This window comes from Novosphingobium sp. BL-A-41-Hi4A-0G, assembly GCF_055521735.1.
In genome coordinates this window covers 3,363,603-3,389,452 of record NZ_CM145501.1, presented here as the reverse complement: position 1 = coordinate 3,389,452, position 25,850 = coordinate 3,363,603, and the positions used below count along the sequence as shown (strand labels likewise).

The following is a 25,850-nucleotide window of genomic DNA, read 5'->3' as shown; positions in this document are numbered from 1 at the left end:
ACTTCACACAACATGCATTTTTGGTGTTGCGCTCATCCCGAGTCACCGTTAGAGGCCCCCACACCCCAGCCGGACGGGGCATTTCCCACCGGCCAGAAACGCACGAGCGGGCGTAGCTCAGGGGTAGAGCACAACCTTGCCAAGGTTGGGGTCGAGGGTTCGAATCCCTTCGCCCGCTCCAGTTTCCACTATCACCACATCGCAAATTTCGGGGTCTAAGCTTCCCTTCGGGGAACCCTCGAGTCTTGTGTGGCTCTCCGCGGCAAGCCGCTACGAGCGTGGTTCGAATCCCTTCGCCCGCTCCAGTTTCCACTATCACCACATCGCAAATTTCGGGGTCTAAGCTTCCCTTCGGGGAACCCTCGAGTCTTGTGTGGCTCTCCGCGGCAAGCCGCTACGAGCGTGGTTCGAATCCCTTCGCCCGCTCCAGTTTCCACTATCACTACATCGCAAATTTCGGGGTTGGCTTTTCCCTTCGGGGAACCCTTACCGCTCGATTTGCAAGCGCGGTGCCTTGCGGGCGAGGTTGTGGGCCCCGGCCTGCGCCGGGGCGACGTAGCTGTGTGTGGCTACTCTTTTCATGTCATCCCGGCGTAGGCCGGGATCCATCGGCCTTCGTTCGCGCACCTCCCCATCGGATTCATTGCTGAATTGCTACAAGATGAACGGTCCAGCCGATCACTGTGATAGGACTAACCCGTTGGTCTGTGACCATTGAGCGATTTATTCGATTGTCGGCCCGCTATCGTGCGGGACGACAGGAGGAGAGAAACTCATGCAGATCAGCAGGATCGCGCTTGCCGCCGTGCTCGCGGCCACCTTGCCGCTCGGCAACGCCGCTTTGGCCGAAACCGCAACGCCGACGAGCGAGCCCGCCGCGAAGGAATGGTTCCCCAAGACACTGGACCTGACCGCGCTGCGCCAGAACGAGGCGACCAAGGCCAATCCCTATGGTCCGGACTTCGACTATGCCAAGGAGTTCGCCTCGCTCGATCTCGATGTGGTCAAGGCCGATATCCGCAAGGTGCTGACCACGCCGCAGCCGTGGTGGCCTGCGGACTATGGCCACTACGGCCCGTTCTTCATCCGCATGGCCTGGCACAGCGCGGGCACCTATCGCACCGGTGACGGGCGCGGTGGTTCGGACGGTGGCGAGCTGCGCTTCGAGCCGCTCAACTCCTGGCCCGATAACGTCAACCTCGACAAGGCCCGCCGCCTCGTCTGGCCAATCAAGCAGAAGTACGGGCGCAAGCTTTCGTGGGGCGACCTGATGATCCTCACCGGCAATGTCGCCATGGAGGACATGGGCTTCAAAACGCTGGGCTTTGCCGGGGGGCGCGTGGATGCGTGGCAGCCGGACCTCGTGTTCTGGGGGCCTGAGACGAAGCTGCTCGATGACAAGCGCCGCGATGGCAAGGGCAACCTCAAGGGGCCGCTGGGCGCGACGCAGATGGGCCTGATCTATGTGAACCCCGAGGGTCCGAACGGTGTACCCGATCCGCTGGCCGCCGCCGCCGACATCCGCCGCGCCTTCGGTGCGATGGCGATGAGCGACGAGGAAACCGCCGCGCTGATCGCAGGCGGCCACACTTTCGGCAAGGCGCACGGCGCGCGCAAGCCCGAGGAATGCGTCGGCAATGACCCCGGCATGGGCAAGATCGAGCAGCAGGGCCTTGGCTGGGCCAACAAGTGCGGCAAGGGCAATGCCGAGGACACCGTGACGAGCGGACTCGAAGGCGCATGGTCGGCCAATCCGATCGCCTTCACCACGCAGTATCTCGACAACCTCTATGGCTTCGAGTGGGTCAAGACCAAGAGCCCGGCAGGGGCGACGCAGTGGATCCCGAAGGACCCGGCGGCGGCGAACCTCGTGCCCGACGCGCACCGGCCTGACGTGCGCCACGCGCCGATCATGTTCACCACCGACATCGCGATGCGCGAGGACCCGGGCTTCCGCAAGATCACGCTGGGCTGGAAGAAGAACCCGCAGGCCTTCGCCGATGCCTTTGCCCGCGCGTGGTTCAAGCTGACCCACCGAGACATGGGCCCGCAGGCGCGCTACCTCGGCAAGGATGCGCCCAAGGTGACGATGACCTGGCAGGACCCGCTGCCCAAGGCGACTTACGCGCCGGTCGATGCGGCTGACGTTGCGGCGCTCAAGGGCAGCATCCTGTCTTCGGGCCTCACCACGGCAGAGCTGGTGCGGGCGGCCTGGGCCTCGGCATCAACCTTCCGCGGGACCGACATGCGCGGCGGTGCCAACGGCGCCCGCGTGCGGCTTGCCCCGCAAAAGGACTGGGCGGTGAACGATCCGGCGGAGCTGGCCAAGGTGACGGCCAAGCTCGAGGAAATCCGCCTTGGCTTCAACAAGGCAGCCAAGGGCGGCAAGCAGGTGAGCCTGGCCGACCTGATCGTGCTGGGCGGCAATGCGGCTATCGAGCAGGCGGCCAAGGCGGCAGGCCATGACGTGAGCGTGCCGTTCACACCGGGCCGGGTCGATGCCACGCAGGCACAGACCGAGGTCGAATCGTTCAACTACCTCCAGCCCAAGGCTGATGCCTTCCGCAACTACTATGCGGCAGATTCGTTCTACGGACCGACCGAGGCGCTGGTCGACAAGGCCGACATGCTCGGGCTGACGGTGCCCGAAACCACCGTGCTGCTCGGCGGCATGCGCGCGCTGGGGGCCAATGCCGGTGGATCGACGGCGGGCGTGTTCACCAGCCGTCCGGGTGCGCTGAGCAACGACTTCTTCGTCAACCTGCTGTCGATGGACACGGTGTGGGCGAAGGCGGCGACGCCGGGGCTCTATGAAGGCAAGGACCGTGCGAGCGGTGCGCTGAAGTGGACGGCGACGCCGGTCGACCTCGTGTTCGGCTCGAATTCCGAGCTGCGCGCGGTGGCCGAAGTCTATGCCTCGGATGATGCCAAGGACAAGTTCGTGGCCGACTTCGTGGCGGCATGGACCAAGGTGATGAACGCCGACCGGTTCTGATCGGTCGAACGTAAAGGAACGGCGGCGCAGCGACGGGCTACGCCGCCGTTTCCTGTTCCGGCGCCCGTTGCGCCAATCGCGGCGCGATCAGGGCGCAGGCGATCAGTTGCAACTGGTGGAAGACCATGACCGGCAGCAGCACGATGCCGACCGAGGCGGCAGGGAACAGCACGCCCGCCATCGGCACGCCCGAGGCAAGGCTCTTCTTCGAGCCGCAGAACAGGAGGACAATCGCATCCTCGCGCGGGAGCTTCATGGCGCGCGCCAGCCACCAGGTTGCGCCAAGCACGATCGCCAGCAGCACCCCGCAGACCAGCGTCAAGACCAGCAGGCCGAGCGGCGGCACGCGCTGCCACAGGCCTTCGACCACGGCCGCGCCGAACGCGGAATAGACCACCAGCAGGATCGAGCCACGATCGACCTTGCCGAGCCACGCCTTGTTGCGCGTGACGAAGCCGCCGATCCACGGGCGCAGCAGGTGCCCGGCCATGAACGGCAGGAGCAGTTGCAGGACGATGGTCTGCGCCGAGGCCCATGAAAAGCCGCCCGTCGCCCCGCCGAGCAGAATGGCGACAAGCGCGGGCGTCACGAATATCCCGGCAAGGTTCGAGAACGAGGCCGCGCAGACTGCTGCGGCGACATTGCCGCGCGCGATGGCGGTGAAGGCGACCGACGACTGGACAGTCGAGGGCAGCAGGGTCAGGAACAGCAGGCCCACCGCGAACTCGGGCGGAAGGAAGGGCAGCGCACCACAGGCAAGGCCCAGCAGCGGGAACAGCACGAAGGTTGCCGCGAGCACCGCAAGATGCAGCTTCCAGTTGCGCGCGCCTTCCCAGATCGCCTCGCGCGAAAGCTTGGCGCCGTGGAGGAAGAACAGCAGCACGATCCCGGCATCCGCCGCCGCGCCGACGATCGGCACAAAGCTCCCCCGCGCAGGCAGCAGGCTCGCGAGGACCACGGTGGCGATCAGCGCCATCAGGAAGGGATCGAGCAGGGAGGCGAAGCGCCGGATCATCAAGTGGGCTGCCTTGGCAATGTCTGGTGCGGACCTCTTGGCGGCATGGAGTCGGGAGTCAAGGCGGGGCGTGTCGGAGACGTCGTCTGGCAGAGCGCCGGAGGCGACTAACCTCGCCTTCGCGGGTGGGCGCAGGATGCTTGTTTCTCGCAGAGACGCAGAGGAAGCAGAGGGCGCCGGGGAAGAAGATCGGTTTCGCGCGGAGACGCGGAGGTTCATCCGCTGGCGAGTGCGGACCGGTAACGCCGGTGGGGAAGGCACAGATCGCGCGACCGGTGCGGTGCCGTCGTGGCACGCGCGGGGAGGGCGCGGGACCGGTTGCGAGTGGCCGGGGGGCGGTTCCGGACCCCTTGTCGGCTCAGCCTGAGGGCGGACACATGTGAAAGGACGAAGCTTTGGCAGCGGCTCGCGGGCTGCCTTGGCTTCTTGGCAAGCGGCTGCGTGAAAAGAACCTGTCGTTTGCGCAGACTTCGTCACGCAAGTCATGGCGGGTTCCGCATCCGCAGCGTCGCTCAGGGTTCGGCGCCGTGCTATCAGCCCTGGGTTGTCCTGTCTGTCCTTGGGTAACGACAGGGTTTGCCCGGTGGGTCTGGGCTTAACGCCCCGCATTGAACCCGCGCGCACCTGCCGCACCGATCGCGCCGGAAGCATCCGCACACAGCATCAGCTTCTGAAGGGAGAGGAGCGGGATGGCCTTGTGCCCTCTCCTGACCTGTGGGCGGGGTGTATAACCTATATGGTTCGTTTTGTCAAGATGTAGCGCAACACACCTCGTCAGCGTCGCTTCCGGCCAAGTTGGACCAGGCTACTTGCGGTAGGGCTTGGGCAATGCCTCGATCGGCATAAGGTCGCGATATTCGGGCAGGACCAGCAGCGCTTCGTGGATTGCCGAGGGGAGAACGCCGAGCAAGGTTACCGCGTGCCATATCTGCACCAGCAACTCTCCTCGCAACGCTTCCTCGCCGTGATCCGACCAGTAGGGATCGCACGCGCCGAAGACATGGGGAAAACGGTCACGTTGCCGTGTCTCGTCCGGCGCGGCCATGACGGCGACTTCGCCAGTCGAGTGATCGATGCCGATGATCGCGCTGGACAGGGCAATGTCTTCTGCCGGGCTTGCCACGGTTGGAGGAACCTTGTGCTTCATATGTCGCAGGTCAGTCGGCCTCGAGCGCGGCACGGATCACCTGCCCGCAGCGACGCAGTTTCTCGAGATGGTCTCCCCGGCGGCAGAACCAGAAGAAGAAGTATCGCGGATCGACGCCGTAGCTGATGTAGGTCGAATGACCGCTGAGCCTGACCCAGACCACGTGAAGGCAGGTGCATTCGCCCTCCTTGCGATCCCGATAGGCGCAGAACCGCATCAGGCGGTCGTCATTGGCTGCGATGTGAAAGCCGGCGTGCTCGAAGCGCTCGCGAATACGGGAATAGGCGCGGTTGACGCCGACAGGGGTGAACAACCCCTGCTTCAACCAGGGCAACCTGATCAGATACCGCCTGTAGGGCTCGACGTTGTCGCGTGACATCCTGAACCTGCCGAGAGACCTTAAGGACCCGGAACAAAGGGGAAATCACGCGCGCCAACAATAGCATTTTCGGCTACCGACCCGTGCGGGTTGCAGCACCAGCATGCCTTGGCGGCGATGTAACAAGCGTGAGCATGGGAGAAATGGCGCACCCGACAGGATTCGAACCTGTGGCCTTTGCCTTCGGAGCAATTTAGCCTGCCTATCCTAAATGCACGATAGGGCACGCTACAATGCGATATGTTACTGAAGTCGCTAGACAATTCGGATTTCCGCGCCGAACTGTCTATCCAGAATTTCGCTCCGATATCCATCCGGTTGCTTCCGTGGTGCTTCCGCGGAAGCAGCCCCGCACTAGCGAGGGGAACGCCTCATGGCAAAGCTGACCAAGCGGATCGTGGATGCTGCCGATGTCCGCGAGAAGGACTATTTCATCTGGGACGACGAACTGCCCGGCTTCGGCCTCCGCGTGTTCGCTTCCGGCAAACGCAGCTACCTCATTCAATATCGCGCTGCTGGACGCACGCGACGCTACACCATCGGCCTGCATGGCGTGTGGACGCCAGAGACAGCCCGGCAAGAAGCGAAGGTCCAACTGGGTCGCGTCGCGCGCGGGGACAACCCTTCCGAGGAACGTCAGCTCGATCACAAGGCCATCACGGTCAAGGAGCTTTGCGCTCTCTATACCGCCGACCTGAACGCTGGCCTCATCCTGGGTAAGGGCGGGAGATCGAAAAAGCCGACCACCATCGTCACCGACACTGGCCGTATCGAGCGACACATCATCCCGCTGATCGGCGCACGCCGCGTCAAGGATCTCACCAAGGCCGACATCAACAAAGTCTTGAAGGACATCATGGCCGGCAAGACGCGCGTCGCCGTCAAGACGAAGAAGCTGCGAGGAAAGGCCATTGTTCGTGGTGGCGCGGGCACGGCCACGCGCACCGTCGGCCTATTGGGCGGAATCCTCACCTACGCTGTCGATGCTGGGATCATCGAGGTCAATCCGGCGCACGGCATCAAGAAGCCCAAGGACAATGTTCGGAATCGTCGGCTGACCGAGGCGGAGTATCGCACCCTCGGGCAAATGCTTCGCGATGCCGCGACGAACGAAAAATACGCCATGACCGTGGACATCATCCGGCAGATCGCGCTCACCGGCTGCCGCCGCTCGGAAATGATCTCGCTAATGTGGATCGAGGCTGACACCGACGCGAGCTGCATGCGCCTGGTGGACAGCAAGGAAGGTGAGTCCATTCGTCCAATCGGATTGCCCGTCGTCGAGTATCTGGAGGAACGGCGCAAGACCGCAGCGGGCACCTATGTCTTCCCAGGTCAGGGCGAGGACAATGCGTTCGGCAGCTTCCCGAACCATTGGGAACAGATTTTCAACGACAGCCCGCTCGCCGGCGTCACGCCGCACGTCCTGCGTCACAGCTTTGCCAGCATCGCCAACGATCTCGGTTTCACCGAGGTGACGATCGCGGCGCTCGTCGGCCATTCCAAGGGCTCGGTGACGAGCAAATACATTCACACGCTCGACACTGCGCTCATCATGGCCGCCGACACGATCTCGGGCTACATCAACGGGCTGCTTGAGGGCATCGAATTCAAGCAGACGGCCTACGCGCTGGATCGCGATTCCCGGCGCGCTGCACTCGATCTCTTCCTGAGCAAAGCGGTGGGAGAGCCGGCGAACGAAGCGGAGGACGAGGAGCGTCGTCTGGCTGCCTGAGATCTCTGTGCGGAGCGCCATTAGGACTAGGAGAACATGCGATCCGCGAAGTCCGCCGGGATATGCGGAACACCCAGCGCTTCGAGCAGGCGGGTGCTCATCACCAGGTTGATGCCAGTCGCTTGCATCGGGTTGCCGGCGTCGATCATCCGGTGGAAGACCTCGCGGAGCGGCTTTTCGATGCGCCCCTTCCGCGCCTTGCCGTCCCGCGCGAAACGCATCGCGCAGCCCGCAAGGATGTCGGCTGCCTGGAGGCAGGGTTCGATCTTCCCTGTCGCAAAGATGAGATCGCCACGCCCTCGCAAACGATAGTCGGCGAACGGAACGATCGGCAGAGCCGCCTCAGCCGCGAGTTGCTCCATGAGCGTCTTGGAGTCCTCGAGTACCTTTGCGTACTGCATCTGCCCGTCGTGAACGAGTTGGGCGCCGTCGAGGCTCGCAGGGCGGGACTGGTTGAGACGAGCGTAGATGTTCGTGAGGCACTGGAGGTTGGGCAGCATCCAAACCTTCTTCCCGGTGGCTGACTCATCAGCGATTGGCAGAAATTCCTCGGCCTTCGCCGACGATTTCCGCACGCGGTCCCGCGCGAACATCGTCAGCATCTGTGCGGTTCGGGCGATCTCGGCGTCGGAGCGATCCAGCCAGTCCCAGAGCAGATCGATGACGGCCGCCACGGATGTCACCGAGAGTGTCTCGCAGGCGTTAATATAGGCCAGCAGCACCGCGTCGGAATCCTCGTCCGAGAGGAACTCGGCGATCATATTGCGGCTCGCCATGTCGACATCATCGAGTCCGTAGGAGCCGCAAAGCAGGTGGTTAACGATGTGGATCGCGACGAAGAACCGCTTGTCCACCAGCTCCACGAAGAGCGGCCATCGATGCCGGCCAAGGAAGGTGATCAGCTCACCCGCGATTGGCGTCAGCTTCTTTCCCAACTTGGTCGATTTCAGCTCGCCTTCACCGCAGGCGTAATGCACACGCAGCCGATCCAGCTCTGCGGCCAACAGCGCAGCATCCGCAGCGCCGACACAGGCCAGCGCGAAGAATGGTTGCCCAGCGAAATCGAGCGCTTTCGCCGAGGCAAGATCGCCGCCATGGCCGCTTTCGTCGAGGAAATAGCGGTCTACAGCAACGCTCGATGATGGGTGTTTGCTGTCGTCGGTCATCGGCCGTGACACTGCTTGAAGTTCCGGTCTGACTGGCACTGACACCGCTGGTTTCGACCGACCTTGGTTCGACTTCGTGGGGGCCGCGCCGCTCGATACGAGTAGTTCGTCAAGCAGCACCATCCTCCCAGCGGACGGCCCGCAAAAACTCATCGCGTGTCAGAGCGCAAAGGGCGAACTCGCCACGCTTCAATGGACTGCCGAGGCGGGCGGCCACGCCAGGACCGGCGAGGTAGAAGATGTATGGACCGGCATGGAAGAAGACGTGGGCAGCAGCGCGCTTCCATTTCTCAATGAACTGCTTGTTCGGTCCCATCCACCGCATGATCGCGAATTCCTTGCCGTCGAGATTGACGACACGCGATTTGAAATCGAGCGACATGCCGAAATAGGTTCCCAGGAACGAGCTTTCGCTATGGATGTGGACCAGCCAGAACATCCGATGCCCGCGGCGATAAAAAGTTTCCCGCGCGTTGCGCTCGTCCTCGCTGATTGAGGAGTGCTGCAGCTCCAGCACCGTCGCCCTGGGGGTGCCGCTACCGACCAGAACATCGGCGCGATGCAATTCTCCGGTCGCCGGATCGCGCAAAGCGATCTCACGGCACGCCATGTCGAAAAGTTCTTTCCAGCCGAGGTGCCAAGGCCCCTCGGGCTCGCTCCAAGGATCGCAGTCACCCGCCTTGTGCCGCCAATGGGGCGTGTTCTCGACAGGCATGACAGCGGTGAGCAAGCCGCCGCAGTCGCGGCAGGTCGTGCGCTCTCCCTTCGCGAAGGGCGCGCGCTTCTGGTCGTCGACCCAGGCATAGAGCATAGCTACGGCTTCCTTTTACGCATCGGCTGTCGGCCAGCGCAGTTTCCCGCGGCCGACACGCAAGGCCTCCACCAGCCTGGTGCCGCCGGGCAATCGGCCTGAAAAGAGGCTGGGCTTGGGATCGACCGCCGGCTTCTTGAAAGCAGCGACCCGCTGATAGTCGGGCGTCGTCAGCCAGGTTCGCCCGTCGCCCCCGTCGGTGACGATCCGATAGAGGCCGGAAGGCGGGGCGGCCGCGACGTCGAGCAAGCGCTTGTAGTGTTCGACCGACCACTTCTGGATGCCGCCGCTGAGGGCTTCGGTTCGGAACCGTGCCCATAGCGCGGCGGTGTCGGGCGTCGGCCAGTCGCCGGCATCCGTGTAGGCTGTGATCTCGTCGGATTCGAGCCAGGCCCTCATCTCGGCGGGCGTGACGAAAACCGGCTTGGCATCCTCGATCGCCGCCATGGCCGCGCGCCGTGACGGAAGGCCCGCGCGGATCAACATCGACATCATGAATTGCGGGACGCCGGTTTCGACCGCCGCCGCGGCGCCACCCGCCACCGTTTCCGGTGACCAGCCGAGGGACATGCGACGAGTGCGGACAGCTTCCAGCGCCCAGACCAGGCGATAGGTGAAGGCCTCTTCCACGGCCCGCATGTTCTGCGGTCCGATCTTGGCCACATCCTCGCCGGACACCCAACTGCGCAGAATAGCCTTCCAATTCGCCGGCAGCGCGTTCGCCTTGTCGGGGATGAAGGGCCGCATGAACAGCAGGCGCTCGCCAAGACCGCCGAGCGCTTCGACAAGTGCGTCAACGTCGCCGCTCAACGCCGCATCGTCAGCCCGGTCCAGAAGTTCGGCCAGCTCGTCGGCCATGGCGTCGATGGTGAGTCCAGCCTCAAGCCCAACGCCCATGGCGAAATGTCCGCGCCGCGCCTGCGCCGTGGTGGTCCTCCAGATGAGATCCGCACGCGCCTCGAACACCTTTTTGTGCAGCGGGGCGACATCCTCGTCCTCGCGGGCGATCTGGCGCGCCCAGAGCGATCCCTTGAGCGCTTCGTCCAAGAGCTTCGGCAGGTCGGCGCGATCGGAATCGAGTGCTTCGATCAGACCGAACACTGTCGCGTCGAGGCGTTCGACGATCTGCGACAGCGGCTCCTCGTCGATGGTTTCTTCCTCGTCCTCGCCGCCGCCTTCATCATCATCGCCGTCAGCGTCGTACTCCGCGCCGGCCGCCAGGCGCTCGGCGACCGCGGCTTCCTCCTCGGGCGATCTCCAGGCTTCACGGGCGTTGGCCAGATATTCCCAGGCATCGTCGCGATCCAGGACACCTTCGCGGGACAGGCGCTCAAGGATCTCGGCGACGATCTGGATGAGACCGCTCTTCAGCGTGCGGGCCTTGGCGGAAGCGACCAGCTTCCCCCATTCCTTCTTTCGCCAATCGACCTTATCGAACATGACATGGACGATGAGGCCTTCGACGTCCACGAAGGCGCGCCCAGCGCGGCCGGCGACGTTCGCAAACTCCTCGCCTTTGATCTTCTCGGACGCCCGATACAGCGCCGGCACCAACAGGACGGCGGCGTTGAGGTTGAGACCCTGCGAGAGTGTCGGCGACGCGACGATGACCTTCAGGACACCCTCGGACAACAGGGCTTCCAGCTCACGCAGGAACGGGCTCGGCAGCCGGCCGTGGTGGATGGCAACGCCGGCCTTCAGGCAGGCGACGGCGGGATGGTCTTCGCCCAACCATTCTTTGCCGACCTCCAGAGCGCGGGCGATGGAGGCCTCATCCTCCAACAGTGAGTCCAGATAGCCGCGCTTGCAGAGGTCCACGACCTGTTTGCCGTAGCTCTCGACCCAATTCGCCTGGGTGGAGAAAATCAGCGTCCGCTTGCCCTGGCCCGCGAATTCCCATGCCGCGAACAGGGCGAGATGTGAGTTCTTGCGCGGATAGGGCTTCTTCTCTTTTCCCCGCGCAGGTTTCTGCACGACGAATTTGTCGAGGAACGGACCATCATCGTCGAGATCCAGTCGCAGCCGCGCGTCCTTGCCCCGCCAGGTGAGTGCGCCGAACCGCTGGCGCGTGGGGCGCCAGTCGGAGCGCACCGGCTCGCCCGGTTCGTCAGAGCGTATCCACGCGGTGAGATCATCGAGTTCGTCGCCGCTGGGCAGGATCGCGGACAGACAGACGATGCGGCGTTCGCCCGCGTCCGCACGTCGAAGCAAACGCTGCACCAGCGTCTCGTATCGGATCTCGCGTTCGCTCGGGCCGATCATGTGGCCTTCGTCGAGGACGATCAGGCCGACATCGTCGATCAGCGACGGGTCGCTTCTCAGCGCGAAGTCGAGTTTCTCGGGCGTCGCGATGATGATCTCGCGGGAGCGCAGCGCGTCTTCATCGCCAGCCGAAAGGCCGCTGGCGCCGTAGAGGGAGGAGACGCTGAAGCCGAGCGGCGCAAACGTCTTTCTGAACGATCGCTCGGTCTGGGCGGACAGCGCGCGCAGCGGCGTCACGATCAGCACCCGGCGCGCCGACGACAGGGTCATCAGCGCGGCGATCTCGGCCACGCGGGTCTTGCCGGCACTGGTCGGCAGGGCGACGACCAGATCGTCGGTGACGTCCGTGGAGCGCCGGGCCGCTTCGCGCTGCGATGGCCATAGCTCCACCTCGGACGTCTTGCGGGCGTAGAGCGACGAGATGAATAGACGGCGCAGGTCCGGGTATTTTTCCTCCGTTCCCTCCGGCGGCTCGGTGGGCAGGTTCTCGTGCAGCGAATGCTGCCAAAGGTCATCGATCAGGTGACGACAGAGATTCGAGATCCACCACAGCGGAACATTCTCGGCGTTGTCCGCCAGGCTGACCGCGGTGCCGAGCAGCATCCGCGCGGTTTCGATCGGCTCGGGTTCGCCCGTCTCGAGCGCGAAGTCAAAATGCGCGAGAGCTCGGCAGATCGTCGTGTTGAGGATCGTCGATAGGGCCTCGTCGATGTCCGGCTCTTCGCCCGTCAGCGCCTCGGCGATCTGCTCATCTCCGTGAGCCTCATCGTCCAACCACTCGCGAACGAACCCGCGCAACTGGCCAAGATCGCGCAGGATCAGATGCCGGATCGCCGTTTCGCCCGGTGAGGCATTGAGATCGTCCGCGGTCTCGTTGAAGAGCGAATAGGCGACGGCCGAGAAGCCGGCCAGCTGATAGGCCGCTGCGGCGATCGTCCGGCGGAAACCGCGATCGGGAGACTCAGGATCGCCGTTGCGCACCAGGGCTTCGAAGGCGTTGGCGGCGCGCTCGAACGCCTTGCTGGTCAGATCCGACGCACCGGCCTGAGCGCGCAGGGCCATCGCCCCACGAAGCAGGGCAAAGCCGTGTTCGGCAAGATCAGTTTCGATCGTCGCACCGAGCGGCGGCGCGTTCGCCGGCAACACGCCTTCCTCACGCATCAGAGACCAGGCGGCGCCACGATAGAGCAGGCGCCCGAGGATGCCGTCGACGGTCGCGGTCGCCAGGAACGCGGTCAGTTCGTCAATCGTCTCCAAGGTCTTCCGCCTCCTGATACATGGCTGCGATGAAGTCCTGATGGTCCTCGACGTGGACGTTCACGACATAGTGGTCCCGGTTGGTTCCGGTGGCGTCGAGATCCTCCTTCAGCGAGGCGTGCGGGCCGTTGCCCGACACCGTGAAGAGCATATGGTCGATGCGATCGGCGCGGAGGGACTTCAGGCCCACTTCGTCACGCAGGCTGCGGCCTAGCGCGTTGTCGTCCGGGTCGTTGCTCTCCAACAGGCGGTTGGCGACGAACAGCAGGGAATCGGGCGTGCAACGGCCGTTATCGCGGTTGAGCACCTTGCGGGCGCTCGTGACCGTGGCCTTGCCGAGCACCTTGTTGCTCTTAGCTTCGCCCTTCAGGAGCCAGAGCTTCTCGCCGGCCGCATCGTATCCAGCGCCGATGAAGTCGTCGCCGCGCATGGCCATGTTGCGGCCGTCCTTGTAGCGGAGGCGGCGCACAGGGACGCGCAGGCCGATCTCTTCCTCGACCAGCTCGGTCGCGAGAATTTCACCGAGATCGCCGGAACGGCCCTTTGGCGTCTGGGGCATCGCCTCGCTGAGGATCTTCGCGGCGACCTTGTAGCCGAGCCGCTCCACGTCCTCGGCGATGCGTTCGAGCCGGTCGTAGTGCGAGCGGATAGTCTCGGCGAGGTCATCGCGAATCTCGTCGCGGCCGCCGTCCTTCTCGACATAGGTCCAGTAGCGCTTGCGCTTGTCCTTTTCCCTGGTGGCATCACACCACTTCTTATACAGCCCCACGCTTTCCCCAACTCCTGTTATTCCGCCGCGCGGTTCGCCCGTTCGGCGACGTCTGCGCATCGCTCGATCAGCGCCTCGAACGGCTCTGCGTCTTCCAGCAGCAACCCGTCTTCGACCATGCGCGCATAGTCCGTAGCCAATGCCGCGCGCGCCTCACCACTCGGTGCGAGCTGTAATTTCCCGCCGACGGCGGCTTCGTAATCGATAGTCTCGCCATCGGCCGCCTTCTCGGCGAAGAACATGCTCTTATGGCGGGCGACGGCGTTGGCGAGGTCGCGGTCGGCCAATGCGGCGGTGGCGATCCCCGCATCATCCAGTCGAACAACATCATGCCAGTGGCGGGCGAAGCGTTCGCCACGGAGCCGTTCCTGCAGGCAGAAGACGTGCATGGCCGTCGCCTTCTCCCAGAAGGTCCGCTCGGCGTGCATCACGCGCGGATGCGCCGTTGGAAATTCGACACCTTCGATCAGCCCGGCCGCGTCGCACACGACATTCCGCGGACTTGCCGGCTCGCCGGTCGAGCGGGCGCCGAACTCCAGCATCACGCTTGGAGCCACATAGCCCGACCCCGCCGAGGTCGCCTCATAGTCGACGAACAGCTTGTCGCCTTCGACCCGGAGCGCTGCGGGGAGCGATAGTGCTTTGATCGCGCCGGCAAGAAGGGGCTGGACCGTTCCGTCGACCCACTCGGGCAGGCGGTGCCGGACAGCCTTCGACCACCGCTTCTCCTCGCTGCGATTTTTCGGCAGGGCCTCGCCGTTCTCGCCCACCAGGTCGGGGGCGATGGCGCGGATGTCGTAGGTGAGATCCACGTCTTCGGAAAACCGCCGGATGACATGATACGCTTTCGACAGCGACGTGCCGCCCTTGAACACGAGATGCTCGCCAAGGTCGGACCCGAACAGCGTCGCGAGGGTCCAGACGACCCAGACATCCTTCTCCAGCAGATGGAGCGGTCGCCCGGATCGATCGGCGGCGACGGCCAGAGCCTCGCGCCGATCGTCCGCCGACAATGTCAGGAACGCCTCAGCCATGCGCGACTTTGCCCACCGTCCTGGCGAGCCAGCTCGGAAGCTGGGGCGCGGCCGCGACGAGTTCGCCGAAGGTGGAAGACGGCAACTTGCGCTTCAACGTCTTCAAGGCGGCTTCCGCCTTCTCCGGCCCCAACCAGGCGAGCGCACGTACGGCCTGACCGGCGGGCCGATCGGCCAGCGCCAACTGCCAGCGCGGCGCATGCCGCAGCTCGACGACCTGCTGACCGAGATTCATCGTCCGGCTACGGCCCGATGTCAGATAGACCGACCGGACCGGCACCTGGGTCGTGAGGCCGAGCGCGTTGGCGGCGGCGGCGCCGTTCGACACGATGGTTTCGCCGCGCTGGAGCGCGAGGGCTTCGACGGCCTTCTCGACGGACGGCGCGCGAGAGCCGAACCGGCTGGAAACCGGGCGCAGATAGACGCCGCGCCCGGCGCGCATCAGCCGGCCACGTTCAGCCAGTCGCGACAAGGCCTGGTCCACCGCGGCGCGATTGCCGAGATGGAGTAGGCTCTTCGCCGCGATCGGAGCGCCCTCGGGCAAGCCCTCAGTATGCGCCAGAATCTGTTCGGTCAGTCGCTGCACGATAATCTCCTGTCAGAAATATACGCAGTTTTCTGACAGTTTTCAATCTCCCCAAAACCGGCTGGAAGGGCCAGCGATTGAGAGGGGCCTGGAGGGGAAAGCCTTCCCCTGCGGCCGAGCCCAGGGTCTCGGCCGACCCCTTCTGCGGGGAGACCCCGCAACGCCCCCATTAGAGTGAGAGTGTGGACCGGATTTCCGTGACGGGTTGAGGGTCGGGAGAGAGTCTTCCGACGCCCGTCATGGAGTTTGATCCCATGAACATGCAGGTTCTCGATGCCCGGCGCGACGTGAGTGGCGGCTGGAAGGTGGACGTCAACCGCGGCGAGCGCATCGGCCGCGTTTCCTCGGAGTGGTTCTCGCGGCCCGACGACGAGCGCTATCTCTCGCTCGCCGAACTCGGCCGGACCGTCCGCGAGCGGACTGAGCGCAGCCGGACGCGCGTCGTCGAATCCGCGCTCATCCATGTCGAAGCCAGCCGCACCGATCCCGAACGGCTTGCCCTGATCCTACCAGGCGCCGACAAGCCCATCGCGCCGACGCACTGGAGCTTCGGCCAGCTCGCCAGCCAGGTCGGCGCGCCGGCCGCCTATCTGCGGCAGCTCCCCGCCGCGCTCGCCGGCATCAACCTGCAATATGGCCTGACCGCTCACCGCGCCGAGCAGATCAAGACGCTCGAGACCGACGACGGCCGCGTCGAGCTGCGCGCCGTGACCGGCCCTGATTACGGCCGGATCTACGACCACGAGCTGGTCGAAGCCGTGCAGCGCATCGCCGGCAACGGCACCGGCGACACCCGATGGAAAGTGCCGGGCGTCCTCGACTGGTCGACCGGCGTCTATAATCCGCGCGTCGATATCACCAAGGACACCACGACGCTCTACGCCTCCGATCGCGACGTCTTCCTCTTCCTTGTCGACGATCTGAATCCGATCGAGGCCGGCAAGCTCGCGGACGGATCGCCCGATCTCTATTTCCGGGGCTTCTATGCCTGGAACAGCGAGGTGGGCGCGAAAACGCTCGGCATCGCGTCCTTTTATCTCAGGGCCGTGTGCCAGAATCGCAATTTGTGGGGCGTCGAGGATTTCGAGGAGATCTCCATCCGCCACTCCAAATACGCCGCCTCGCGCTTCGCCCATGAGGCGGCGCCGGCGTTGCTCTCCTTCGCGGACTCCTCGCCGCAGCCGTTCATCAACGGCATCAAGGCGGCGCGCGAACGCATCGTCGCGCACAAGGACGAGGAACGCACCGAATTCCTGCGCCGCCGGGGTTTCTCGAAGGCCGAGACCGGCAAGATCATCGACGCGGTGCTGGCCGAGGAAGGCCGTCCGCCGGAGAGCATCTTCGATTTCGTGCAGGGCATCACCGCCGTCGCCCGCGACAAGCCGCATCAGGACGCGCGGCTCGAACTCGAAGGCAAGGCCAAGAAGCTCCTCGATCGCGCCGCCTGATTCCCACAAAGCCGGAGATGCGGTTGTCCGTGTCTCCGGCTTTGCGTTTTTCCTCCAGCGTTTCCCCGACCCTCGATGCGCTGCCCTCCTAGAGTGAGAGGGCGGTGCTTCGCTTCGTGACGGGTTTAGGATCGAGAGAGAGGCTCTCGGCGCCCGTCGCGGAGTAAGTCTCATGGCAACTGCCATTCAGAAGATCACCCTGTCGTCGGCGCAGGACATCCCCTTCAACAAACTGGTGCTGAGCCAGTCGAACGTCCGCCGCGTCAAGGCCGGCGTCTCGATCGACGAGCTGGCCGAATCGATCGCCCGGCGCGGTCTCATCCAGTCCCTCCACGTCCGGCCGGTGCTCGATGCCGAAGGACAGGAAACCGGCATGTACGAAGTGCCGGCGGGCGGGCGTCGCTTCCGCGCGCTGCAACTCCTCGTCAAGCAGAAGCGCCTCACCAAGACCTCCAAGGTGCCGTGCGTGGTGTCGGACGCCAATGCCGACATCCTCGTCGACGAGGTGTCGCTGGCCGAGAATATCGAACGCGCCCCGCTGCATCCTCTCGACCAGTTCCGCGCGTTCCAGGCGATGCGCGAGAAGGGCATGACCGAGGAGGCGATTGCGGCAGCATTCTTCGCGCCCGTCCAGGTCGTGAAGCAGCGGCTTCGCCTCGCGGCCGTCTCGCCGGCAATGCTCGATATCTATGCCGAGGACGGCATCACGCTCGAACAGCTCATGGCGTTCACCGTCACCGACGATCATGCGCGTCAGGAGCAGGTCTGGGAGTCGGTTCGCAATAGCTGGCAGAAGGAACCCTACCAGATCCGGCGCATGCTGACCGAGAGCGCCGTCCGCGCATCCGACAAGCGGGCCGTATTCGTCGGTATCGATGCCTATGAAACCGCCGGCGGCTGCGTGCTGCGCGATCTCTTCCAGGATGACGACGGCGGCTGGCTGCAGGATCCTGCGCTGCTCGATCGCCTGGTCGCCGACAAGCTGAAGGCCTCCGCCGAAGCGATCGCCGGCGAAGGCTGGAAATGGATCGAGGTGGCGATGAGCTTCCCCTATGGCGCCACCCACGGCCTGCGCGAGATCGTGGGCACGCCGCTCGACCTGACGGCTGACGAACAGGCGACCATCGAGGCGCTCAACGCCGAGTACGCCAAGCTGGAGGCCGAATATGAGCACGCCGACGAGTTGCCGGACGAGATCGATCAGCGCCTTGGCGAAATCGAAACCGCGCTCGCCAGCTTCGACGAGCGGCCGGTCCACTACGAGCCCGCAGACATCGCGATCGCAGGTGTCTTCGTCAGCTTGGATGCCGACGGCACGCTGTCGATCGACCGCGGCTATGTCCGCCCCGAGGACGAGCCCGCCAACCAGTTGGACGGCGGCGAAGGGGATGAGCAGGATGATGGCGAACATGACGCTGACCATCCGATGACGCCTTCGGTCCAGCGTGCGGTCATCACCATCGGCGGCAAACCCGCCGGGTCCGAGGAGGAGGACGAGGACGACACGATCAAGCCGCTCCCTGATCGCCTCATCACCGAGCTGACCGCCGATCGCACCCTCGCGCTGCGCGACAAACTCGCCAGCGATCCCTCGGTCGCCTTCGTCGCCGTCCTGCACAAGTTCTGCCAGGACGTGTTCTACGGCGGCAGCCAGTATGGCTTCGCGATGGAGGTCAGCGTGCGCGGCACGACCTTCCATTCGCAGCCCGAAGGGTTGCGTGACAGCGTCTATGCCAAGGCGATCGAGGCCCGGCATGATGGCTGGCGCAAGCGGCTCCCGGGCAAGGTGGCTGATCTCTGGGATGGGCTGGCCGCACTGACTGGCCCCGAACAGGCGGAACTCTTCGCCCATTGCGCTTCATTCGGCGTCAATGCGCTCTACGAGAAGGCCGATCGCTATGGTGGCCGCGTCTCGGCGCACAGCATTGACCAGCGTATCGCCGAGGCCGATCGCCTGTCGCTCGCAGTCGGGCTCGACATGGCCGAAGCGGGCTGGCGGCCGACGGTTGCCAATTATCTCGGTCGCGTCACCAAGCCCCGCATCCTCGAAGCCGTGTGTGAAGGCGTCGGCGAGCGTGCCGCCCACCTCATCGAGCATCTGAAGAAGGGCGATATGGCGACCGAAGCCGAACGCCTCCTTGTCGAGACAGGCTGGCTGCCCGAGCCGCTGCGCAATTCCGGCATCGATGCTGGAACCATCGAGGCGGATGCTGGCGAGGGCGACGACGCGTTGCCGGACTTCCTCGCTGGCGATGACGAGGAGACCGTTGCCGACGATGACGAGGAACAGCACCTCGCCGCCGCCGAGTGACGATGTACCTTTCCTGATCTGATCAGCCCGGCGTCCCTTCGAAGGCGCCGGGCTTTTTTCATGCGAGGCGATCGAGAGGGAGAGTTTGGCCCGGACGAGGCGAGCCGGACCTGGAGGAGAGAGCGCCTGCCGGCTCTCCCGTTCCCTGCTCTCTGGGAGAGGCCGCATGGCCGAATACTTCACCCATTTCTCATGCCTGCTCGACGTCCGCACGGCTGACAACGCCGCTCGCGCGCTCGACCTCTACAACCAACTGTCCGAGGACGGAGCATCCGAGGATCCACCCTCCGATAACTTTCTCCTTTCCATTCAGCCCGAACATGGCGGCACGAAGCTATGGATGCGCGACGACGTCACCGGCGATCCAGAGCGGCTGATCCAGTTCGTCAAACGCTGCGCCGCCGAATTCCAGCTCACCGGGCGCTGGGGATTCCAGTACGCCAACACATGCTCGCGGCCGCGTCTCGACGGTTTCGGCGGCGGCGCGCATGTCCTTGATCTCGCAACCGGCGCGACTGTGGCGTGGACCTATACCGATGGCTGGCTTGCGACCATGCTCGCCGAGGGAGCTGCATCATGAGCATTCCCGATCATGCCCGCGCCAATTTCCAGACGTTGCTGCGCGCCGCCGAGAACGGTCATCTAGCTCTGATGGAATGCACTGATGCCGTGACAGGCGAACCCCGCTACGTCATTTGCGCCGTCAGCCGCGATGGCGATTATCTGTTCACGCCATTCGGACACCTCGCCGACGGCAATCCCTATGAGGCCTATGTTCCGCCCGGCAGCGAGCCGGCATCCCGATAGCGGCTACCAGACGGCCACTTCCCATTGCCCGTTGACGCGCGCGAAGCCGATCGGCCGGTTTTGCGGAGTCGCGTTCGGCTTGGTCGAATCCATGACGAGCTGCGTCATGCAGGTGACACCAGGGCCGACCCCACCAGGGGAGCAGTCGCCGAGCTTCAGCGTTGCGTTGGCGAGCGACGTTCCCGTGAACAGCCGGTGGCGCCGAACCGCGTCGGTCGCCTCTGCCTCAGTCGGCTGCGCTACGCCGGCCGCCGCTGCCGGCGACGCCGCTACCGGTAACAATGCGGGCCGCAGGGCGAACCCGGCTCCAAATCCCACCACCAGGCATCCCGCCGCGACGATGCCGACCACGCTTCCCTTCATGCCGCTGCTTCCTTCCTCTCCCGCCGCAGCGCGGCGGAAATCATCCGAGGCGCGGCGGCATCCTGCCTTTGCGTTGGATGCCGGAGTCTAGCGGGGCGCCTCGCGCGGTGGAAGGCCAAGCGATGAGCCGGGATACGGTCGCGGCAGAGTGAGAGGAAGGCCGGGACGGGTTTGAGCCCGTCCGGTCCGAGAGAGAGCGCCGGCGGGCATCCCCGTTTCCGCTCTCCCGAGGACCTCTTCCATGAACGCTCACACGCTAGCGTCGGCGCTGCCGATCGGTGCCGATCAGCCGACTGATGCCGCCGCCATCCATGCCGCGGCACACCTCCTTCTTCCTCACATTGAGCGCGGCGAGCGCATCGACGCCGCGATCCTGCGCACCGCCTTGGAGATCACCTTCGGCGCGTCCGACACGTCTGGCGCCTGGGACTGGAAGGCCGCCTACGAAGCCTGCGAGGCCGCCACCGTCCTCATGCTCCGCAAATACGGAAAGGCGCTTTTGCGCAAAGCCGGTTCTCCGGCCGCGGCCATTCCCCAGCTCAGCAAGATCGCGGGTTTGCTGCCCACCCACACGCGACGCTCCGAAGAGGCCCAGGCTTTCCAGCAATTCTCGACGCCGATCCCGCTCGGCTTGGCCGCGATCACGGCGGCGGCCATCACCCCCGTCGATCGCGTGCTCGAACCATCGGCCGGCACCGGCCTTCTCGCCATCCTCGCCGAGATCGCGGGCGGCACGCTCGTCCTCAACGAACTCGCCGAGACCCGGGCTGAGATTCTCTCCTCCCTCTTTCCGGCCATCCCCGTCACCCGCTTCGACGCCGCGCAGATCGACGATCATCTCGATCCGGCGACCGTCCCGACCGTCGTGGTGATGAACCCGCCATTCTCGGTGCTCGCCAATGTCGAGGGACGCATCGCCGACGCGGCCTATCGCCATCTCGCATCCGCGCTCGCCCGGCTCGCCGATGGCGGGCGCCTGGTCGCGATCACCGGCGCGAACTTCGGCCCGGACATGCCGGCCTGGCGCGACGCCTTCGTTCGCCTGCAGGAGCGAGGCCGCGTCGTGTTCACCGCTGCCGTCCACGGCTCGGTCTACGCCAAGCACGGCACGACCGTCGAAACCCGGCTGACCGTGATCGACAAGATCCCGGCCGACGATCCGCTCTCCTTTCCGGCATCCCCCGGCACGGCGCCGGACATCGCCACGCTGATGACGTGGATCGCCGAGCATGTGCCGCCGCGCTTGGCCCTTGCGCCCGCTGTTCAGGTCATGCCGACCAGCGCTGCACCGCGCACCGTTCGCGGCTATCTCGCGCGCACCGCGGCGACATCATCGACCCGCGCGAGCCTCGCCGATCCTCAAGGCGCACCACTCGCCTATGAGACCGTCGACTGGACCCCGGCCGAGGGCGCGCGGCTCAGCGATGCGATCTACGAGCAATACGGATTGCAGACGATCCGCATTCCCGGCTCTAAGGCCCATCCCACCAAGCTCGTGCAGTCCGCCGCCATGGCTTCGGTCGCTCCGCCGAAGCCGAGCTATCGGCCGACGCTTCCTGCGACCATCCTGAACTCGCTTTCCGATGCCCAGCTCGAAACCCTGATCTTCGCAGGCGAAGCCCATTCCGATTTTCTCGCGGGCTCCTGGACGGTCGACGACACGTTCGACGTCGTGGCGGCCGCCGCCGATGATGCCAGCGGTGTCGTCCGCTTCCGTCGCGGCTTCTTCATCGGCGACGGCACGGGCGTTGGAAAGGGGCGCGAGTCCGCCAGCATCGTGCTCGACAACTGGATGCAGGGCCGGCGCAAGGCGGTCTGGATCTCCAAATCCGACAAGCTGATCGAGGACGCGCAGCGCGACTGGTCCGCCCTCGGCATGGAGCGCCTCTTGGTCACGCCGCTCTCGCGCTTCCCGCAGGGCAAGTCGATCACGCTGCCGGAAGGCGTCCTATTTACAACCTATGCCACGCTGCGCTCCGACGACCGCGGCGAGAAGGTTTCGCGGGTCAAGCAGATCGTCGAATGGTTGGGCTCCGATTTCGACGGAGTGATCATTTTCGACGAGGCGCACGCGATGCAGAACGCCGGCGGCGGCAAGGGAGAACGCGGCGACGTCACGCCCTCGCAGCAAGGGCGCGCGGGACTGCGCCTGCAGCACGCCTTGCCCAATGCGCGTGTCGTCTATGTCTCGGCGACCGGCGCCACCACGGTCCAGAACCTTGCCTATGCGCAGCGGCTGGGCCTGTGGGGTGGCGACGATTTCCCCTTTTCGACCCGGGCGGAGTTCGTCGAGGCGATCGAGGCCGGCGGCGTCGCGGCGATGGAGGTGCTGGCCCGCGACCTGCGCGCGCTCGGTCTCTACACCGCCCGGTCGCTCTCCTTCGACGGCGTGGAATATGAGCTGGTCGAGCACGAGCTGACGCCCGAGCAGCGGCGCATCTACGATGCCTATGCCGGCGCCTTCGCCATCATCCATAACCATCTCGACGCGGCCATGCAGGCGGCAAACATCACCGGCTCGACCGGGACGTTGAACCGCCAGGCCAAATCCGCCGCACGCTCGGCCTTCGAAAGCTGCAAGCAGCGCTTCTTCGGTCACCTGCTGACCTCAATGAAGACGCCGACGCTGATCCGCTCGATCGGGCAGGATCTGGAGGCCGGCCATTCCGCCGTCATCCAGATCGTCTCGACCGGCGAGGCCCTGATGGAACGGCGCCTAGCCGAAGTCCCGACCGAGGAATGGAACGACATTCGCGTCGACATCACGCCGCGTGAGTACGCTCTGTCCTACCTCGAAACCGGCTTCCCGGTGCAGCTCTATGAGCCCTTCGCCGACGGCGAGGGCAACATGTCCTCCCGTCCGGTCTATCGCGATGGCCAGCCCGTCGAGAGCCGCGAGGCGGTCGCACGCCGCACCGAGCTGATCGAGAAGCTCGCCAGCCTCCCACCGGTCCCCGGCGCGCTCGACCAGATCGTCCAGCATTTCGGCGCGGACATGGTGGCCGAGGTCACCGGCCGCTCGCGCCGCATCGTGCGCAAGGGGCAGCGCCTTGCGGTCGAGACCCGCGCGGCCTCCGCCAACCTCGCCGAGACGCAGGCCTTCATGGATGACATGAAGCGCGTGCTCGTCTTCAGCGATGCCGGCGGCACCGGCCGCAGCTACCATGCCGAGCTGTCGGCGCGGAACACGCGGCTGCGCGTCCACTATCTCCTCGAACCGGGCTGGAAGGCTGACGCCGCGATCCAGGGCCTCGGCCGCACCCACCGCACCAATCAGGCGCAGCCCCCGCTGTTCCGTCCGATCGCGACCAACGTGAAGGCGGAGAAGCGCTTCCTTTCGACCATCGCGCGCCGGCTCGACACGCTGGGCGCAATCACGCGCGGCCAGCGCCAGACCGGCGGCCAAGGCCTGTTCCGGCCCGAGGACAATCTGGAGAGCCACTATGCGCGCGATGCACTGCGCCAGCTCTACATCCTGATCGTCCGCGGCAAGGTCGAGGGATGCTCGCTCCAACGGTTCGAGGAAACGACCGGCCTGAAGCTGATGGACGACAACGGCATCAAGGACGAGCTGCCGCCGATCACGACCTTCCTCAATCGCCTTCTCGCGCTGACCATCGACCTGCAGGACATCTTGTTCGCCGCCTTCGAGCAGCTCCTGACCGCTAAGGTCGAGGGCGCGATCGCCGCCGGCATCTACGACGTCGGGCTGGAAACGCTACGCGCGGAGAGCTTCGTCGTCACCGAGCGCCAGACCATCTACACCCATCCCGGCACCGGCGCGGAAACCAGCCTGCTCACCATCCAGCAACGCGAACGCAACCGGCCGATGACCGCCGAGGAGGCGATGGCGTGGCTCGATGATCCGGCCGCCATGCTGCTGGTCAACGAGCGTTCCCACCGCGCCGCCGTTCAGCTTCCAGCGCCATCGCTGATGCTCGACGATGGCGAGATCGAACGCCGCGTGCGGCTGATCCGGCCGATGGAGCATCATCATGCATCGCTCCGCATGATGGACGAGAGCCATTGGATCGCCGCCAGCCGGGCCGAGTTCACCGCCGCCTGGAACGCCGAGGTCGCGGAGGTGCCGGCCTATTCCGACTCCACCATCCACATCGTCGCCGGCCTGCTGCTGCCGATCTGGAAGCGGCTGCCCAACGAATCGAGCCGCGTCTATCGGCTCCAGACCGACGACGGGGAACGGATCATCGGCCGCCGCGTGTCGCCCGCCTGGGTCGCCAACGCCACCATGGTCGGAACGACGAGCCTGTCGGCAGGCCATGCCTATGCCGCGCTGGTCGAGGGCAAGACGATCCTCGACCTGGCCGAAGGCCTCCAGCTCCGCCGCGTGCGCGTCATGGGCGCCGATCGCATCGAACTCTCAGGTTTCATCGACGCGATGCGTGAGCGCCTGCGCGCCTATGGTCTCTTCAGCGAGATCATCTCGTGGAAGCTCCGCTTCTTCGTGCCCGTGGGCGCGGATGGTGCGGCTATCATCGGCAAGCTGATCGGCACCTATCCGATCCAGCGCGTCGGCGAACGGGAGGCTGCGTGATGGTTCGTCTCGACGCATCCGATCTCGCGCAGCGTCTCGGCCGACAGGCCGAGGCGGTGTGCCGCCACTATCTCGGCAACGGCCATCGCCAGGGCAATTACTGGCAGGTCGGAGACGCCCGCAACACCAAGGGTCGCTCGATGTATGTCCGCCTCAAGGACTCGCCCAAAGGCCCCGCCGGGAAATGGACCGATGCCGCGACGGGCGAACATGGCGACCTCCTCGACGTGATCCGCGAAAGCTGCGGCCTCATCGACTTCAAGGATGTCGCTGAAGAGGCGCGGCTGTTCCTCAGTATGCCACCACCCGAGCCGGAACCGTCCGCGTTCCAGCCTCTGGCGCCTGCACCGCATGGATCGCCCGAAGCCGCACGGCGTCTCATCCGCATGTCACAGCCGATTGCGCGCACAATCGTCGCGGCGTATCTCCGGAAACGCGGCATTACGGATCTCCGTGGAACCGGAAATCTGCATTTCCACCCACGCTGCTATTATCGGTCTGACGAACACGCGCCGACCGAGACATGGCCGGCGATGATCGCCGCCGTCACCGATCTTGCGGGCAGGATCACCGGGGCGCATCGCACCTGGCTCGACCCTCAACGCCTGGACAAGGCGCCCCTCGACACCCCGCGCCGGGCGATGGGCGATCTCCTCGGCAACGTGGTTCGCTTTGGCGTCGGCGGCGACGTGATGGCGGCCGGCGAAGGCATCGAGACGGTCCTCTCGGTCCGACAAGTCGTCCCCAACATGCCGATGGTGGCGGCGCTCTCCGCAGCACATCTCGCCGCCATCCTCTTCCCCGACACGCTACGGCGGCTCTACATCTTGCGCGATGACGATCCGGCCGGTGACGGAGCGCGTGACAGCCTGGTCGAACGGGCGAACGCGGCCGGGATCGAGGCGATCGTGATCTCGCCACAGCTCGGCGACTTCAACGAGGATCTCTGCGCCCTCGGCCTCGCGACGCTGCGCAGCCAGACGCGGGTGCAGCTCGGGCCGCAGGACGTCGCACGCTTCATGGCGCTGGCGGCATAGCCGGCAAAGAAGCTGTGGGACGGCATCGACGCCGTGTTCACGCAGATGCAGGGGATCGGAGAGGACCGCGCCTCGGCCTTCGAGAGGGCGATCGGCCCACAGGCGGGCCGGCCCGGCAATGGCTGCGGCCGACTATTTTCCGGCGCGGCCCTAAGGGGCCGCTTTCCATCGCG

General features: G+C 65.3%; 19 protein-coding genes and 1 tRNA gene. 9 read left to right on the top strand and 11 right to left on the bottom strand.

Annotated features, from left to right (window positions below; translation table 11 throughout):
* Nucleotides 1–106 precede the first annotated feature (106 nt).
* Together ACZ1JX_RS16430 and katG are read left to right on the top strand one after the other, a co-directional pair.
* Nucleotides 107–181: transfer RNA gene (locus ACZ1JX_RS16430), tRNA-Gly, on the top strand.
* A gap of 594 nt (nt 182–775) precedes the next feature.
* Nucleotides 776–2,995 (top strand): catalase/peroxidase HPI, encoded by a 2,220-nt coding sequence (gene katG / locus ACZ1JX_RS16425; protein WP_465124557.1) that lies wholly within the window; start codon nt 776–778, stop codon nt 2,993–2,995.
* A 37-nt stretch (nt 2,996–3,032) separates the two neighbouring features.
* Here katG and ACZ1JX_RS16420 read toward each other — a convergent pair whose 3' ends face one another.
* From ACZ1JX_RS16420 to ACZ1JX_RS16410, 3 genes are all read right to left on the bottom strand, one after another.
* Entirely contained in the window at nt 3,033–4,010 is a 978-nt protein-coding gene (locus ACZ1JX_RS16420) for a bile acid:sodium symporter family protein (RefSeq protein ID WP_465124556.1), read from the bottom strand.
* 805 nt (nt 4,011–4,815) lie between these two features.
* A complete protein-coding gene (locus ACZ1JX_RS16415; RefSeq protein WP_465124555.1) occupies nt 4,816–5,133 on the bottom strand; it encodes a hypothetical protein in 318 nt (105 codons plus the stop codon).
* Nucleotides 5,134–5,167: 34 nt separating this feature from the next.
* Nucleotides 5,168–5,536 carry a hypothetical protein gene (locus ACZ1JX_RS16410; protein ID WP_465124554.1) on the bottom strand — a complete coding sequence of 123 codons (369 nt, stop codon included), beginning with the start codon at nt 5,534–5,536 and terminating at the stop codon, nt 5,168–5,170.
* A gap of 373 nt (nt 5,537–5,909) precedes the next feature.
* On the opposite strand from ACZ1JX_RS16410, the gene ACZ1JX_RS16405 reads away from it, so the two are divergent.
* Nucleotides 5,910–7,271, top strand: coding sequence for a tyrosine-type recombinase/integrase (locus ACZ1JX_RS16405; protein ID WP_465124553.1), 1,362 nt, complete (start codon nt 5,910–5,912; stop codon nt 7,269–7,271).
* Between the two features lie 26 nt (nt 7,272–7,297).
* Here the strand turns inward: ACZ1JX_RS16405 and ACZ1JX_RS16400 are convergent, their stop codons facing one another.
* From ACZ1JX_RS16400 to ACZ1JX_RS16370, 7 genes are read right to left on the bottom strand one after another with little or no spacing between them, the layout of a single operon-like run.
* Nucleotides 7,298–8,437, bottom strand: a complete 1,140-nt coding sequence (locus tag ACZ1JX_RS16400; protein ID WP_465124552.1) for a DUF3800 domain-containing protein — start codon at nt 8,435–8,437, stop codon at nt 7,298–7,300.
* Nucleotides 8,434–8,550 carry an SEC-C metal-binding domain-containing protein gene (locus tag ACZ1JX_RS16395; protein WP_161773054.1) on the bottom strand — a complete coding sequence of 39 codons (117 nt, stop codon included), beginning with the start codon at nt 8,548–8,550 and terminating at the stop codon, nt 8,434–8,436. Before ACZ1JX_RS16395 ends, ACZ1JX_RS16400 begins: the two co-directional genes overlap by 4 nt.
* Complete coding sequence (locus tag ACZ1JX_RS16390) at nt 8,547–9,248, bottom strand: competence protein CoiA (protein ID WP_465124551.1); 702 nt, start codon at nt 9,246–9,248, stop codon at nt 8,547–8,549. Before ACZ1JX_RS16390 ends, ACZ1JX_RS16395 begins: the two co-directional genes overlap by 4 nt.
* A gap of 15 nt (nt 9,249–9,263) precedes the next feature.
* Nucleotides 9,264–12,767 carry a DEAD/DEAH box helicase gene (locus tag ACZ1JX_RS16385; RefSeq protein ID WP_465124550.1) on the bottom strand — a complete coding sequence of 1,168 codons (3,504 nt, stop codon included), beginning with the start codon at nt 12,765–12,767 and terminating at the stop codon, nt 9,264–9,266.
* Nucleotides 12,754–13,536 (bottom strand): HamA C-terminal domain-containing protein, encoded by a 783-nt coding sequence (locus ACZ1JX_RS16380; RefSeq protein WP_465124549.1) that lies wholly within the window; start codon nt 13,534–13,536, stop codon nt 12,754–12,756. The genes ACZ1JX_RS16385 and ACZ1JX_RS16380 overlap by 14 nt, the downstream gene beginning before the upstream one ends.
* A 17-nt stretch (nt 13,537–13,553) precedes the next feature.
* Nucleotides 13,554–14,570, bottom strand: coding sequence for a nucleotidyl transferase AbiEii/AbiGii toxin family protein (locus ACZ1JX_RS16375; protein WP_465124548.1), 1,017 nt, complete (start codon nt 14,568–14,570; stop codon nt 13,554–13,556).
* The gene (locus ACZ1JX_RS16370; RefSeq protein WP_024922562.1) at nt 14,563–15,156 is read right to left on the bottom strand and encodes a DUF6088 family protein; all 594 of its coding nucleotides are present in this window, start codon (nt 15,154–15,156) and stop codon (nt 14,563–14,565) included. Before ACZ1JX_RS16370 ends, ACZ1JX_RS16375 begins: the two co-directional genes overlap by 8 nt.
* Before the next feature lie 254 nt (nt 15,157–15,410).
* Between ACZ1JX_RS16370 and ACZ1JX_RS16365 the strand changes: the two genes are divergently transcribed.
* The 4 genes from ACZ1JX_RS16365 (at nt 15,411) to ACZ1JX_RS16350 (ending at nt 19,722) form a co-directional block, all read left to right on the top strand.
* Nucleotides 15,411–16,604, top strand: coding sequence for a hypothetical protein (locus ACZ1JX_RS16365; RefSeq protein ID WP_024922561.1), 1,194 nt, complete (start codon nt 15,411–15,413; stop codon nt 16,602–16,604).
* A 172-nt stretch (nt 16,605–16,776) separates the two neighbouring features.
* Complete coding sequence (locus tag ACZ1JX_RS16360) at nt 16,777–18,915, top strand: ParB/RepB/Spo0J family partition protein (RefSeq protein ID WP_465124547.1); 2,139 nt, start codon at nt 16,777–16,779, stop codon at nt 18,913–18,915.
* 166 nt (nt 18,916–19,081) lie between these two features.
* The gene (locus tag ACZ1JX_RS16355; protein WP_024922559.1) at nt 19,082–19,495 is read left to right on the top strand and encodes a hypothetical protein; all 414 of its coding nucleotides are present in this window, start codon (nt 19,082–19,084) and stop codon (nt 19,493–19,495) included.
* Nucleotides 19,492–19,722: a DUF6117 family protein gene (locus tag ACZ1JX_RS16350; protein ID WP_465124546.1), complete on the top strand. Its 231-nt coding sequence runs from the start codon at nt 19,492–19,494 to the stop codon at nt 19,720–19,722. Before ACZ1JX_RS16355 ends, ACZ1JX_RS16350 begins: the two co-directional genes overlap by 4 nt.
* A gap of 3 nt (nt 19,723–19,725) precedes the next feature.
* Here the strand turns inward: ACZ1JX_RS16350 and ACZ1JX_RS16345 are convergent, their stop codons facing one another.
* Nucleotides 19,726–20,085 (bottom strand): hypothetical protein, encoded by a 360-nt coding sequence (locus tag ACZ1JX_RS16345; RefSeq protein WP_024922557.1) that lies wholly within the window; start codon nt 20,083–20,085, stop codon nt 19,726–19,728.
* A 241-nt stretch (nt 20,086–20,326) separates the two neighbouring features.
* Between ACZ1JX_RS16345 and ACZ1JX_RS16340 the strand changes: the two genes are divergently transcribed.
* Complete coding sequence (locus tag ACZ1JX_RS16340) at nt 20,327–24,640, top strand: strawberry notch-like NTP hydrolase domain-containing protein (protein WP_465124545.1); 4,314 nt, start codon at nt 20,327–20,329, stop codon at nt 24,638–24,640.
* A complete protein-coding gene (locus tag ACZ1JX_RS16335) occupies nt 24,640–25,677 on the top strand; it encodes a DUF7146 domain-containing protein (RefSeq protein ID WP_465124544.1) in 1,038 nt (345 codons plus the stop codon). The genes ACZ1JX_RS16340 and ACZ1JX_RS16335 overlap by 1 nt, the downstream gene beginning before the upstream one ends.
* Nucleotides 25,678–25,850: the final 173 nt, after the last annotated feature.